This is a genomic window from Mesorhizobium onobrychidis, assembly GCF_024707545.1.
GTDB lineage: Bacteria > Pseudomonadota > Alphaproteobacteria > Rhizobiales > Rhizobiaceae > Mesorhizobium > Mesorhizobium onobrychidis.
Genome location: NZ_CP062229.1, coordinates 3,774,525 through 3,787,226, shown reverse-complemented (window position 1 = coordinate 3,787,226; position 12,702 = coordinate 3,774,525). Strand labels below are relative to the sequence as shown.

The following is a 12,702-nucleotide window of genomic DNA, read 5'->3' as shown; positions in this document are numbered from 1 at the left end:
GTCGCACAAGTGGCGTCTTGAACCAGATTGACCGCAGCAGAGAGAAAGACGTGGACGCGACCGAGACCAGGAAGTACTGGCGCCATCCTTGTTTCCCTGACCTTGGCCTGTTCGAGGCGCGCTTCACGCGGCACCGCTACGAGTTGCACACCCATCCAAACTATGTGATCGCCTTGATTACAGCTGGCTGCGAACGCATCCGCATCGGATGCCACAGCGTTCTTGCTCCGGCAGGCACCATTGCCATTGTGAACCCCGAGGAGTGGCATGACGGGGAACAAGGTGCGGATGGAGGCTGGGCCTACCGGACGTTTTATCCGTCGGTGCCGCTGATGGCGGGGCTCGCCCGCGAGTTGGGCGGAGATGGCGATCCGGTCTTCTCGCACGCGATCATCGAGGACAGCGATCTCGCCGCAGCGTTGGCGGCGGCGCATGAAGGTTCTACGTCCCGGGACGCAACGAAAGCCGAGGCGTCGCTGCTCGTCGCCTTGAGGCATCTCATCGTTCGGCATGGCGATTGGGGCGGGCGGGTAGAGGAGATCGAAAGCTCGGGATCGCGACTGAGGTTCTCGCTCTACGAGGACCTTGTCGAAAGCGAACTTGGCTCGCAACTCGACCTGCAGCGGCTTGCCGACGCCGCGCGCGTCACCCGATTCCAGGTCATACGGGATTTCAAGAGGGCGATTGGCCTGACGCCCGCGGCCTATATCCGCGACCGGAGACTGCGTCGCGCCAGCTCCTTGATCGAACAGGGGCTCGGCCTCGCCGATGCCGCGATAGCGGCAGGTTTCGCCGACCAGAGCCATCTTTCCCGCACGTTCCGGGCTACGCGCGGCATAACGCCTGGCATGTATAGGAGAGGCGGCTGAGCGCTTCCGAAAGGAGATGCTTGCACGCGAATATCTGCTGCGCGATGGTGAAGCTGGGCTTGGGAGGAATCATGCGAAAAATCCTGGTATCGACGACACTGCTGCTTGCGGCCACGCTATTTGCAGACGCCGCTCGGGCGCTGGACAGCAGCGGGACGCCGGTTGTCGTGTCTCCACTTGCATCACGCACGGAAACCGCCTCCGGCCAGCCGATAACGCTGCCGCAGAAAAACGTGCAGGTCCTGGTTTCGTCCTTTGAGATTGCGCCGGGCGCGACCTTACCGGTCCACAAGCACCCGTTTCCCCGCTATGCGTATGTCCAGGGTGGAACGCTTCAGGTCACCAATGTCGAGACCGGCAAGAGCACCACGTACAAGTCAGGCGATTTCATCGTCGAAATGATCGGGCAGTGGCATCAGGCGACCAATGTCGGCGCCGATCCGGTCAAGCTGCTGGTCATAGATCAGGTCGAAGAAGGCACTAAGAACACGGTGTTGCGCCAGTAGCTGGCAACAGTGGTGGCTTCCAGCCGGCTGCTCAATTCGCCGCCGCGTTCACCCGGTCCGCTGCGGCGGCCAGCACGGCGCGGTCGCCCTCCTCGTACAGGCGGCGGATGGCGATGGCGCTGACGCGCCAGCCTTCCGGTGTCCGCACCAGCCGGTGGAGATAGCTGGCGCCGACCGTCCAGAACCGGGTGTCGATCCAGTGGGTGGCGCGGACATGGCTGCGCGCGATGGCATCGTTGCCCGCGCCTTCGACAACGATGTTGGTGATGAGGTGCTGGGTGGCGTCGAAGCCCGGCAGAAGGCCTTGCCACCGAGCAATCAACGCGTCGCGGTCGCTGGTCGCGACCTCGCCACCGAAAAGGCTCGTATAGTCGGTCGTGACGCGAGCCGCGAGACAGGATTTGACCCGGTTCCATTCGCGCAGGTCGGCATAGAGGCCGACCCCCGCCACTGCCTCGGCGATGGCGTTCCTGTCTTCGACCGTCAGCGCAGCCGCGGACAGCGAGGCGCTCAAGGCCAACGCCGAGGTGGCGGCAAGCGTCGCGGCGAAGACTGCCGAGGCAAGGACATACCGGCGGGTGACGCGGTTCATTGCCCCGCCTCCCCTGCACTGCCCAGCGTGGCGCTGAAGTGCGCGGCGGCGGCATCACTCGCGGCCTTGACCGGCGTGGCCCGGTCGTAGAAGTCGAACTGGGTGACGTTGTCGAGCCACAGCCCCTGCTTCGGCCCGGTCAGCCCGGCGTAAAATTTGTGCGCACCCTGCGGGATGGCAGCCACCTCGCTGTGTACCATCAGAAAGGGCTGATGCAGGCGCGGAGCAGCCTGGATTGCGTCGAACATCAGCCAGCCGCGCCAGAAGGCCGGATCGGCCTCGTTGCGCCAGGCCGGGATCATGCCGCGACCGGGCTCGGTGTAATAGGGCACCTTGAACATGATCGCGCGATCGTCGGTCAGGCTCGCGGCGGGCAGGAATACCTGCTTGCCGGTGCTGCGATACGCAGCCTCGGCTGCATCGCCCACAGCTTCGAGCTGCGCGACGCCGTCCTTGCCGCCATAGGTCTGCTCGACCACCTCGGCATCGTGCAGCCAGGGCGCAACGAGGGCGACCGACTTGATCGCGGCATCTTTAGCGGCGGCAGTGACCATGTAGCCGGAGCTGGCGCAAATGCCGAGCCCGCCGATGCGGTCCTTGCTGACCTCGGGCCGGGTCGCGAGATAGGCGACCGCCGCTTCGATGTCGGCGATCTTGGTGCCGGGATCCTCGTATTGGCGACGTGCGCCGCCGCTTTCGCCCCAGCCGCGGAAGTCGAAGGTCAAGGCGACGAATCCGCGGTCGGCCATCTCGCGGGCGTAGCGGGCGGCCATCTGTTCCTTCACCGTCATCCATGCGCCGGTCACGACCAGCGCGGGCCGAGCTTTCGCCGGGTCCATATCCTCGGGCAGATAGAGATCGCCGACGATCTGCTCACCGTGCGAGGCGAAAGTGACGCGCTCGACGCGCGGTGCGGCGAAGGCGCTGGAGCCGAGCGCGACGGCGGTGGCCGCGGCTAGCGTCAGGATTTTCAACATCGCAAGTCTCCTTTGGCTTGGAGCGAGAAACGCGGCGCGACGGATTTAGGGAGGCCGCCGTCTCAGCGGTCGTCCGCCAGTCGGCCGGGCAGCGGCTTCAGCGGGTAGTGCGTCCAGTAGAAGGCGTCCGACTGGTACATGTCGGTCAAGAAATTCTGTGCCTCGGCGATCTTGCCGTCCTTGATGCGAAACATCAGGGCGTAGAGCTGGTCGATCTCGGGACCTGAGCCGACGTTCGACCAGCCGCGATGGATGTCGACGACGAGATCGCCTTGCGCCTGGAAGAAGATCGGCTCAGCCTTGAATTTGCCGTCGGCCAGGCCACGAAAGAAGGCGACCACTTCCTCCGGCCCGCGCTTGTCGCCGGCCAGCGGATGATGGCCGGGAATGCGCCACACGATGTCGGGCGCGAGAAAGGGCCGGACGGCCTCCGGGTTCCCGGTCGCGTAAGCTGCGTAATAGTCCTTGATCAGCTGGATGTTGCGGTCTTCCTGAGGACCGCCGCTCGCGGGGGCGGCGGACGCGGCCAGGAGAGCGCCGGCGGCGAGCGAAGCGAGCCTGGTCATCAGTCCTGTCTCCTTGCCTGTTCGAGCCGTCGCAACAGCGATGCCCATTCGTCGGACCCAACATGAGGCTTTTTGTTCACCGGAAAAACCCGTATAGTTCGACAAGGCTATTTGGAATATCCTCACAATGCGCCTCGACCAGTTCAGTGGCATCGTCGCCTTCGTGAAGGTCGCTGAGGCCAAGAGCTTCACCCGCGCCGCGGCCGAACTCGGCGTCGCCCCGGCCTCGTTGAGCGAAGCCGTCAAGGGGCTCGAGGAGCGTCTGGGGGTGCGGCTCCTCAACCGCACGACCCGCAGCGTTGGCTTGACCGAAGCCGGCGCCCACTATCTCGACCACGTGCGCCCAGCGGCCGAAGAGATCTGGGCGGCAGGCGCGGCGCTGCGCGAGACCCGCGATCGCCCCGCCGGCACGCTGCGCCTGAGCCTGCCGTGGATCGCCGCGCCGCTGCTGATCGAGCCGCTGATGGGGCCGTTCATGGACGCTTACCCGGACGTGCGGCTTAGCCTGATCTTCGACGACAATTTCGTCGATATCGCTGCTCAGGGCTTCGATGCCGGTCTGCGGATCGGCGAGCTTCTCGAGAAAGATATGATCGGCGCGCGTCTGGGCGGGCCGCTGCAGACGGTCGTGTTGGGGAGCCCGGATTATCTGGCGCGCAATGGCACGCCGAAGCGGCCGGCCGACCTCGCCGCCCACCGCTGCATCGCCTTCGCCTTCACCCGCACCCGCGCCATCTCGCCGTGGGAGTTTCTCGTCAATGGACGCCAGGTCGAGTTCACGCCGGACGCACGCCTGGTCGTGAACACACTTCCGCTTTGCATCACAGCCGCCGCGCAAGGGCTTGGCCTGGCCTTCGCCGTCGAAGGCCTCGCCGCGCCACTTCTCGCCTCAGGCGCGCTGGTCAAGGTGCTGGAGCCTTTCTGTCCGACCTACGAACCGCTCCACCTCTATTATCCCAGCCGCCGACTCGTCCCGCCCAAGCTGCGGGCCTTCATCGACTTCGTGCGCGCGAACGCGCACAATTTGCGGATCTGATGCGCCGCCGCGAAAACGAGACATGTGCCACGGCATATCGGCAGCCGGTCCGGCTCACCCCCAGGCGCCGACCATCTGCCTGGTGGCGGCGTTGAGGCGATTGAAGGCGTTGATCAGGGCAATCTGAACCACCAGAGCGGCAAGCGCCTTCTCGTCATAGTGCCGGGCGGCCTCGTCCCAGATCGCGTCCGGCACCGCGTCCGGCCGGTCGCAAAGCCGGGTTGTTGCCTCGGCAAGCGCAAGTGCCGCGCGTTCGGCGTCGGTGAAGTACGGCGTCTCCCGCCAGGCGGATACGGTGAAGACGCGCTCATCCTTTTCGCCGGCCTTCTTCAATTCGCGCGCATGCATGTCGATACAGACGCTGCATCCGTTGATCTGGCTGGCTCGCAAATGGACGAGCTTACGCGTCACATAGGGCAGGTCAGCCGTTTCAGTCGACTTGTCCAGCGCGAGCAGCGCCTGCAGGGCGCCGGGAATGAGAAGCACAGGGTTTTTCAGCCTTGCTTGCATGGTGGTCTCCTTCAGACGTGTTTTGTGCGGGTGCGTTCTGCCGAGCCGGATGTCGCGCCGTCTATGCAAAACAATAACTGATCGGTTATGAATTGACGCATAACTCACCAGTTATGAATGTGTCAAGTGAGGAATCGGCAGCAAGCAAACGGCAACGACCCGTCGCGTTGAGCCAATAGTTCCGGCTTTCGCGGCAAGGAGCCCGATGCTAGGGCTGCACGTCTTGAAATCAGCAACGGATCGCCCTGTGACCGACACCGAACGCCCTCGCCTGCCGCTGATCGAAATCTGCGTCGAAGGCATAGACGGCCTGCTCGCCGCCCAAGCAGCGGGCGCCGACCGGGTCGAGCTGTGCGCCAGCCTCGTTGAGGGCGGCATCACGCCAAGCTTCGGCACCGTGCGCGCAGCCTTCGAACTGGCGACGATTCCGTTCCACGTCATCGTGCGGCCGCGCGGCGGCGATTTTCTCTACAGCGACGCCGAATACAGCTCGATGCTCGCCGATGTGCGCGCGCTGCGCGAGCTTGGCGTGGCCGGTTTCGTCGTCGGCTGCCTTAACGCCGACGGTACCATCGACGAAAAGCGCATGAGCGAATTGGTGCAGGCGGCAGGGCCTTTGAACGTCACCTGCCACCGTGCCTTCGACATGACGCGCGCTCCGGCCGAAGCGCTGGAAGCGCTGATCCGCAGCAAGGTCGGCCGCGTGCTGACCAGCGGCCAGCGCGACACCGCTTTGGAAGGCATGGCCCTGCTGGCGGACCTCGTCCGGCAGGCGGGGAAGCGCATCATCATTCTCGGCTGCGGCGGGCTCGACCCCAGGAACATCGCCGAGGTGCTGGAAAAAACCGGACTGACTGAAATGCACTTCGCAGCACTCAAGGACGTGCCGAGCGCCATGCGCTACCGCAACCCCCATGTCGGCATGGGCGGCACCGACCTCGACCGCGAGTACCGCAACACCGTGACCGACGAGGCGCTGGTGGCGGCGACGATTGCGGCGGCGAGAGCATGATCCCGAAGGAAGAAAACACGTGACGCAAGCACGCTTGTCGATCGACCGGGTCTCGCCGCAGGACGAGCCCGCCGTCCTCGCCCTCAACAACGAGCACGCGGCCGAACTGTCGTGGCTTGAGCCAGAGCGCCTGTCCTTCCTGCTCGGCGAGACGTTTTATGCGCGCCGCATCGGTGCGCTCGAAGCCTTCATCATGACCTTCGACCAGAACGCCCGCTACGACAGTCCGAACTTCCTGTGGTTTCGCGAGCGCTACCCGCGCTTCGTCTATGTCGACCGCGTCGTCGTCGCGGGAGAAGCGCGTGGCCGCGGCCATGCCCGCAGGCTCTATGAGGACCTGTTCGACCATGCACTGCGTGCCGGCCAGGCCATCGTCACTTGCGAGGTGAATGCCGACCCGCCCAACCCGGCTTCGGATGCGTTTCACGCTGCGCTCGGCTTTGTGGAGGTCGGCGACGCGGTGATCCATGGCGGCAAGAAGGCGGTGCGCTACTATACCAGGCAGATCACCGGCTGAGGCGACAACTCTACCAGTTGCGGTTCAGCCAGGCGCGGGCCGGCAAGTGCGAGATAGCAACACTCTGGCATGTCCGGCCGTCAGACCCGAAAGCGACGAGAAAGGGGCCGCGAACGCCCCCTTCCCCAAGACGGGCAATCCCAAATCGGCAACCGGCAGATTCAGGCGTTGGCGGCAGCCACTGCGCGCTTGGCCATTACCGCGATCAGATTGGCACGGTAGTCGGCCGAGGCGTGGATGTCGCTCATCAAATTCTTCGCCGAAATCTTCATGCCGTCGAGGGCGGCGGCCGTGAAACTCTTGGTCAGCGCCGCCTCGATTTCCTTCGAACGGAAGACGCCGTCATCGCCGGCCCCGGTGACGGCGACCCTGACGCCGTCCTTGCCCTTGACCACGAACACCCCGACGATCGCGTAGCGCGATGCCGGATTGCGGAATTTTTCATAGGCCGCCTTAGCCGGCGCGGTGAAGGTCACGGCAGTGATGATCTCGCCGTCTTTCAGCGCCGTCTCGAACAGGCCCGAGAAGAACTTGCCGGCGGCGATCTCGCGCTTGTTGGTGACGATGGTGGCATCGAGCGCAAGAAGTGCTGCCGGATAGTCGGCCGCCGGATCGTTGTTGGCGATCGAGCCACCGATCGTGCCCTTGTAGCGCACCGCCGGGTCGCCGATCCGGGACGCCATATGGGCGAGCGCCGGACAGGCCTTCTTCAGCTTCTCGTCGCTGGCGACATCGTGATGCGTGGTGGCGGCGCCGATGGTGACGGTCTTGCCCGACACCTTGACGCCTTGCAGTTCCTTGATCCGCGACAGGTCGACCAGGTCAGAAGGCGCGGCAAGTCGCGTCTTCATGGCGGGGATCAGCGTCATACCGCCCGACAAGAGCTTTGCATCGCCGCTCTTGAGCAGCTTGGCGGCGTCGGCGACGGAGGCGGCGCGGTGGTAATTGACTGAGTACATGGGATTCTCCCGTGAAATAAATAGTCGGTAGTGAGCAGTGAGTAGTGAATGGTCAGGTGCCGCCTTGGCGAAGCGCATTTCTATTCACTATTCACTACTTTCTACTCATTCCTTTCAGTGCTTCGTCGCCCGGATCGCTGCCCAGACCGTGGACGGCGATGCCGGCATGGCGATATCGGTGATGCCGATGGCATCGGTGATGGCGTTGATCACAGCCGGCGGTGAGCCGATGGCGCCGGCCTCGCCGCAGCCCTTGATGCCGAGCGGATTGCCCGGGCACGGCGTGTTCGAGGTCGAGACCTTGAACGACGGCAGGTCGTCGGCGCGCGGCATGGTGTAGTCCATATAGCTCGCCGTCAGAAGCTGCCCGCTGGCGTCGTAGCGAGTGCCCTCCAGCAAGGCCTGGCCAATGCCTTGGGCGACGCCGCCATGCACCTGGCCTTCGACGATCATCGGGTTGATGATGTTGCCGAAATCATCGGCGGCGACGAACTGGACGATCTCGGTCACGCCGGTCTCCGGATCGATCTCGACCTCGCAGACATAGCAGCCGGCCGGGAAGGTGAAGTTCGACGGGTCGTAGAATGAGGTCTCCTTCAGCCCCGGCTCCATGCCGCCAGGCAGGCTATGGGCGGTGTAGGCGGCGAGCGCCATCTGGAACCATGGCACTTGTCTGTCGGTGCCGGTGACCTTCAACGCACCGTTTTCGATGACGATGTCGCCCTCGTCGGCCTCGAGCAGATGTGCGGCGATCTTCTTGGCCTTGGCCTCGACCTTGTCGAGCGCCTTGGCGACGGCCGACATGCCGACGGCGCCCGAGCGCGAACCATAGGTGCCCATGCCCATCTGCACCTTGTCGGTATCGCCATGGACGATCGAGACGCTGTCGATCGGTACGCCGAAGCGCTGATTGACCAGTTGCGCGAAAGTCGTCTCATGGCCCTGGCCATGACTGTGCGAGCCGGTCAGCACCTCGATGGTGCCGGCGGCATTGACGCGCACCTCGGCACTTTCCCAAAGACCGACACCCGCTCCAAGACTGCCGACCGCCGCCGACGGCGCCAGGCCGCAGGCCTCGATATAGTTGCTCATGCCGATGCCGCGCAGCTTGCCTTTCTTGGCGGCGGCGGCCTTGCGCTCGGCAAAGCCGGCATAGTCGGCAGCCGCCATCGCCGCGTCGAGCGAAGCGGCATAATCGCCAGCGTCATAGTTCATGATGACCGGCGTCTGGTGCGGAAACGAGGTGATGAAGTTCTTTCGGCGAAGCTCCGCCGGCGACACGCCCAACTCGCGTGCGGCGGTCTCCATGGTGCGTTCGAGCAGATAGGTGGCTTCCGGCCGCCCTGCCCCGCGATAGGCGTCGACCGGCGCGGTGTTGGTGTAGACGGCGCGCACATTGGCGTGGATCGCCGGAATATCATACTGGCCCGACAACAGCGTCGCGTAGAGATAGGTCGGCACGCAGGACGAGAACAGCGACATGTAGGCGCCGAGATTGGCGATGGTGTCGACCTTCAGCCCGGTGATCCTGTTGTCCTTGTCGAAGGCCATCTCCACCGTCGAGACATGGTCACGGCCATGGGCGTCGGTGAGAAAACTCTCGGTGCGGTCAGCGACCCATTTGACCGGCACGCCGGTTTTCTTCGAGGCCCAAAGGCAGATGATTTCTTCCGGATAGATGTAAATCTTCGAGCCGAAGCCGCCGCCGACATCCGGCGCGATGACGCGCAGCTTGTTTTCGGGCGCGACATTGTAGAAGGCGCTCATCACCAGGCGCGCAAGATGCGGGTTCTGCGAGGTCGTCCAGCACGTGTAGTGGTCCTCGGCCTTGTCGTAAAAGCCTAGTGCCGCACGCGGCTCCATGGCGTTCGGCACCAGCCGGTTGTTGACGATCTTCATGCGGGTGACGTGGGCAGCGGCCTTGATCGCCGCGTTGGTCGCCGTGCTGTCGCCGAGCTCCCAGTCGAAAATCAGATTGTTATCGGCTTCCGGATGGATTTGGGGCGCACTCCTTTCGAGCGCCTTCGGAGCATCGACGACTGCCTTCAGTTCCTTGTAAGTGATGTCGACCGCTTCGGCCGCGTCGCGCGCCTGGCCCTTGGTTTCGGCAACCACGACGACCACCGCGTCGCCGACATAACGGACCCTGTCGAAGGCCAGCGGCGACCACGCCCCCATCTTCATCGGCGAGCCGTCCTTGGAATGGATCATCCACCCGCAGATGAGATTGCCGATGCCGTCGGCCTTGAGCTCCTTGCCGGTCAGCACGCCGATGACACCCGGCATGGCCTGGGCTTTTTTGACATCGATCTTCTTGATCTCAGCATGCGCATGCGGGCTGCGCACGAAGGCCGCATGCTTCATGCCGGGAACCACCATGTCGTCGACATAGCGCCCCGCGCCGGTAATGAACCGCTTGTCTTCCTTGCGCGCTACACGAGCGCCAACACCTTCAATGCCCATCGCAGAAATTCCTCCCGAATTGCTGAAGTAGGTGAGTAGGGCAGTAGGGGAGTAAGGCAGTAGGGATTTGAGCCAATTTTCCCTACTGCCTTACTGCCCTACTCCCTTACTGCCCTTATGCTGCTTGCCTGGCCTTGCCCTTGGCGGCTCCCTTAGTCATCGTCTTCGATGCGGCGAGGATCGCTTTCACGATGTTGTGGTAGCCGGTGCAGCGGCAGATGTTGCCTTCGAGCTCGGCCCGCACCGTGGCCTCGTCGAGGCCTTCGGGGTGACGGCCGATCATATCGGTTGCCGCCATGATCATGCCCGGCGTGCAGAAACCGCACTGCAGCCCGTGATGCTCCTTGAACGCCGCCTGCACCGGATGCAGGTCGGGGCCGTCCGCCAACCCTTCGATCGTCACGACGCTCGACCCGGAGGCTTGCACCGCAAGCATCGTGCAGGATTTTACCGCCTTGCCGTCGACATGGATCACACAGGCGCCGCATTGCGAGGTGTCGCAGCCAACATGCGTCCCGGTCAGGCCGAGATTCTCCCTCAAGAAATGAACCAGAAGCGTACGGTCTTCGGCAGTGCCGCTGACCCGCTTTCCGTTCACCGTCAACGATATGTCCGACATGAAACCTCCCTGGGTGCTACCTTGGTCGTTTTGGCGTCGGTGCTGCCCGAGCCCTCCATCTGTCCGCTATTCTTATACCGCATAAAGCACGGGGAAAAAGTGCCATGGAATGCCGAGATTGCGAGAATGCAGTTCGTCCCAGAAACCGCCTATTGTACTTTCGGTCACGCAAAGACAGGCAAACGGCGCAACGAAGCGAACCACGATCGCCGTGCGACGCCGCCTTCCGGCCATGAGCGGCAATGGTGCTGGCCAAGCCGATTTCAGCCGATTCCGTATTTTCTGAGAACCTCCTGCTCGTCGCCCGACACCCAGCCAAATATTTTGGGCTCGCCGCCCAGTTTCTGCACGAGGTAGTGGACGTCGAAATCGATCGTGACGTCCGGTTGGCCTTTGCGCGCATAAATCGACGTCCAGGCGACGTGGGCAACGCAATGATGCTCGTCAATCGGCGAAATGCGAACATCCCGTATTCGCATCTCCTTCGTGCCGATCGCTCGATAGTGAGCATAGCCTTGTTCCATAACCTGCTTGAGCTGATCGTCATTCTCCCGACCATGACGCCGGCAGGCGACGCCGCAATGAAGGCGGAGGCATAGACGGATGTGACTTCGTCCATGTCGGCATCGCCGGCGAGGGATTTCTGGAAAAGCCGCTCGTACCTTTCGAATAGCTTACCGACCTGCGCTTCCATGGATCACGCTCCCTTCCGGTGTGGTTTTGGATTTGAAGTTTCTCAGCGCTGATGCCGTCAAAATAGCAGAAACTTCAAATCCATTATGTTGGCTCATTGCCAAAGTAGCACTTGAAGACAACAATGACTTCGACGCCGGCGCGCCAGGAGCACAAAAAAAGAGCCGCGCACAAAAAGAGCGTCGGAGGAAGGTTAGGAGGAAACCGCTGGCCAGTTCACGGACGCGTTATGCATGCGGCCTATCGGTGCTCACCACGGATGAGCCCGACGCCGATGCGTTCACCCGGGCGGTCGCGGCCGAAGCCGCAGCCATCGATGCCGGGTTCGCCCTGCTGTTTTTCTCCCAGAGCCTCGTGGATGCGGCGGCCGTGTCGGATGCGCTGAAGATCAACGCGCCGGCACTTGCCTATGCCGGCTGCTCCACCGCCGGCGAAATCACGCCGCGCGGTCTGGAGGAAGGCCAGATCCTCGCCTTGCTGCTTCCGTCAGCATCGTTTTCGGTCGCAAGCACCATGGTCGACAGTCTCTCTTCGTCGGGCATGGACAGGATCACCGGTGAAGTCGGGGCGCTGCGGCGCTCGCTGCAGGGCCGCGTCGGGTACGAACGGACCAACTCCACCTTCGCGCTTTGCTTCATCGACGGACTGTCCTATGCCGAAGAGGCGGTAACTTCCGCCATCCATTGGGGGCTCGACGACATTCCTTTGATCGGCGGTTCGGCCGGCGATGATCTGAAATTCGAGACGACGCGGCTGATCTCGAACGGCAAGGTTGCCTCCGACAGTGCCATCATCGTGCTGATCACCACGGAAATTCCTTTCCACGTGTTCAAGACCGACAATTTCATCCCCACCGACGAGAAGCTGGTGGTGACCGCGTCCGATCCCGATCACCGCACCGTGCGCGAATTCAACGCCACCAATGCCGCAGAGGAATATGCCGCCTCGGTCGGCGTCATCCCGCAGATGCTGACGCCACTGAGTTTCGCTTCGCATCCGGTGGTGGTGAAAGTGGGCGGCGAATTTTACTGCCGCTCGATCCAGAAGATGCACGCGGACGGCTCGCTGTCGTTCTTCTGCGCCATCGACGATGGCGTCGTCCTTTCCATCGCCCGACCCAAGAACATGGTTGAATCGACGCGTGCCGCCTTTAGGGATGTCGAGGAAAGGCTTGGCGGCATCGACATGATCCTCGCTTTCGACTGCGTGCTGCGCAGGCTCGATGCGCTCAACCGCCAGGTCTTTCGGGAGATTTCGGAACTCTACAAGGTCAACAACGTCATCGGCTTCGGCACCTATGGCGAACAATACCGGTCGATGCATCTGAACCAGACGTTCACCGGCATCGCCTTCGGAGAGCGGCAGGCGGCGGAGTAGGAGATT

Annotated in this window: 13 protein-coding genes and 1 pseudogene; 6 read left to right on the top strand and 8 right to left on the bottom strand. The window is 63.2% G+C overall.

Translation table 11 applies throughout. The features are described 5' to 3' along the window. Positions 1–50 precede the first annotated feature (50 nt). A complete protein-coding gene (locus IHQ72_RS18775; RefSeq protein WP_258116448.1) occupies positions 51–869 on the top strand; it encodes an AraC family transcriptional regulator in 819 nt (272 codons plus the stop codon). Positions 870–940: 71 nt separating this feature from the next. Beyond that, positions 941–1,375 carry a cupin domain-containing protein gene (locus IHQ72_RS18770; RefSeq protein ID WP_258123879.1) on the top strand — a complete coding sequence of 145 codons (435 nt, stop codon included), beginning with the start codon at positions 941–943 and terminating at the stop codon, positions 1,373–1,375. Between the two features lie 31 nt (positions 1,376–1,406). Here IHQ72_RS18770 and IHQ72_RS18765 read toward each other — a convergent pair whose 3' ends face one another. From IHQ72_RS18765 to IHQ72_RS18755, 3 genes are all read right to left on the bottom strand, one after another. Further along, entirely contained in the window at positions 1,407–1,967 is a 561-nt protein-coding gene (locus IHQ72_RS18765; RefSeq protein ID WP_258116447.1) for a nuclear transport factor 2 family protein, read from the bottom strand. After that, the gene (locus IHQ72_RS18760; RefSeq protein ID WP_258116445.1) at positions 1,964–2,944 is read right to left on the bottom strand and encodes an alpha/beta hydrolase; all 981 of its coding nucleotides are present in this window, start codon (positions 2,942–2,944) and stop codon (positions 1,964–1,966) included. The genes IHQ72_RS18765 and IHQ72_RS18760 overlap by 4 nt, the downstream gene beginning before the upstream one ends. Positions 2,945–3,006: 62 nt before the next feature. Next, positions 3,007–3,510, bottom strand: a complete 504-nt coding sequence (locus tag IHQ72_RS18755; protein ID WP_258116443.1) for a nuclear transport factor 2 family protein — start codon at positions 3,508–3,510, stop codon at positions 3,007–3,009. A gap of 127 nt (positions 3,511–3,637) precedes the next feature. Here IHQ72_RS18755 and IHQ72_RS18750 point away from each other — a divergent pair, with 127 nt between their 5' ends. Continuing rightward, positions 3,638–4,546 (top strand): LysR family transcriptional regulator, encoded by a 909-nt coding sequence (locus IHQ72_RS18750; RefSeq protein WP_258116442.1) that lies wholly within the window; start codon positions 3,638–3,640, stop codon positions 4,544–4,546. Positions 4,547–4,600: 54 nt separating this feature from the next. Here IHQ72_RS18750 and IHQ72_RS18745 read toward each other — a convergent pair whose 3' ends face one another. Then, positions 4,601–5,056 carry a carboxymuconolactone decarboxylase family protein gene (locus IHQ72_RS18745; protein WP_258116441.1) on the bottom strand — a complete coding sequence of 152 codons (456 nt, stop codon included), beginning with the start codon at positions 5,054–5,056 and terminating at the stop codon, positions 4,601–4,603. 205 nt (positions 5,057–5,261) lie between these two features. On the opposite strand from IHQ72_RS18745, the gene IHQ72_RS18740 reads away from it, so the two are divergent. Further along, complete coding sequence (locus IHQ72_RS18740; protein WP_258116440.1) at positions 5,262–6,068, top strand: copper homeostasis protein CutC; 807 nt, start codon at positions 5,262–5,264, stop codon at positions 6,066–6,068. A gap of 19 nt (positions 6,069–6,087) precedes the next feature. Then, complete coding sequence (locus IHQ72_RS18735; RefSeq protein WP_258116439.1) at positions 6,088–6,585, top strand: GNAT family N-acetyltransferase; 498 nt, start codon at positions 6,088–6,090, stop codon at positions 6,583–6,585. A gap of 161 nt (positions 6,586–6,746) precedes the next feature. On the opposite strand, the gene IHQ72_RS18730 is transcribed toward IHQ72_RS18735, so the two are convergent. From IHQ72_RS18730 to IHQ72_RS18715, 4 genes and pseudogenes are all read right to left on the bottom strand, one after another. Further along, positions 6,747–7,544, bottom strand: coding sequence for an FAD binding domain-containing protein (locus tag IHQ72_RS18730; protein ID WP_258116437.1), 798 nt, complete (start codon positions 7,542–7,544; stop codon positions 6,747–6,749). A 114-nt stretch (positions 7,545–7,658) separates the two neighbouring features. Further along, entirely contained in the window at positions 7,659–10,007 is a 2,349-nt protein-coding gene (locus IHQ72_RS18725; protein ID WP_258116436.1) for a xanthine dehydrogenase family protein molybdopterin-binding subunit, read from the bottom strand. A gap of 115 nt (positions 10,008–10,122) precedes the next feature. Next, positions 10,123–10,626 carry a (2Fe-2S)-binding protein gene (locus IHQ72_RS18720; protein ID WP_258116435.1) on the bottom strand — a complete coding sequence of 168 codons (504 nt, stop codon included), beginning with the start codon at positions 10,624–10,626 and terminating at the stop codon, positions 10,123–10,125. A 263-nt stretch (positions 10,627–10,889) separates the two neighbouring features. Next, a pseudogene (locus tag IHQ72_RS18715) lies at positions 10,890–11,320 on the bottom strand (DUF6841 family protein). A gap of 245 nt (positions 11,321–11,565) precedes the next feature. Here IHQ72_RS18715 and IHQ72_RS18710 point away from each other — a divergent pair. Next, positions 11,566–12,696: an FIST signal transduction protein gene (locus IHQ72_RS18710; protein WP_258116434.1), complete on the top strand. Its 1,131-nt coding sequence runs from the start codon at positions 11,566–11,568 to the stop codon at positions 12,694–12,696. Positions 12,697–12,702: the final 6 nt, after the last annotated feature.

Coding starts and splice junctions, on each gene's coding strand:
- IHQ72_RS18770 (WP_258123879.1), top strand. CDS start 941: ATGCGAAAAATCCTGGTATCGACGACACTGCTGCTTGCGGCCACGCTA.
- IHQ72_RS18765 (WP_258116447.1), bottom strand. CDS start 1,967: ATGAACCGCGTCACCCGCCGGTATGTCCTTGCCTCGGCAGTCTTCGCC.
- IHQ72_RS18760 (WP_258116445.1), bottom strand. CDS start 2,944: ATGTTGAAAATCCTGACGCTAGCCGCGGCCACCGCCGTCGCGCTCGGC.
- IHQ72_RS18755 (WP_258116443.1), bottom strand. CDS start 3,510: ATGACCAGGCTCGCTTCGCTCGCCGCCGGCGCTCTCCTGGCCGCGTCC.
- IHQ72_RS18750 (WP_258116442.1), top strand. CDS start 3,638: ATGCGCCTCGACCAGTTCAGTGGCATCGTCGCCTTCGTGAAGGTCGCT.
- IHQ72_RS18745 (WP_258116441.1), bottom strand. CDS start 5,056: ATGCAAGCAAGGCTGAAAAACCCTGTGCTTCTCATTCCCGGCGCCCTG.
- IHQ72_RS18740 (WP_258116440.1), top strand. CDS start 5,262: ATGCTAGGGCTGCACGTCTTGAAATCAGCAACGGATCGCCCTGTGACC.
- IHQ72_RS18730 (WP_258116437.1), bottom strand. CDS start 7,544: ATGTACTCAGTCAATTACCACCGCGCCGCCTCCGTCGCCGACGCCGCC.
- IHQ72_RS18725 (WP_258116436.1), bottom strand. CDS start 10,007: ATGGGCATTGAAGGTGTTGGCGCTCGTGTAGCGCGCAAGGAAGACAAG.
- IHQ72_RS18720 (WP_258116435.1), bottom strand. CDS start 10,626: ATGTCGGACATATCGTTGACGGTGAACGGAAAGCGGGTCAGCGGCACT.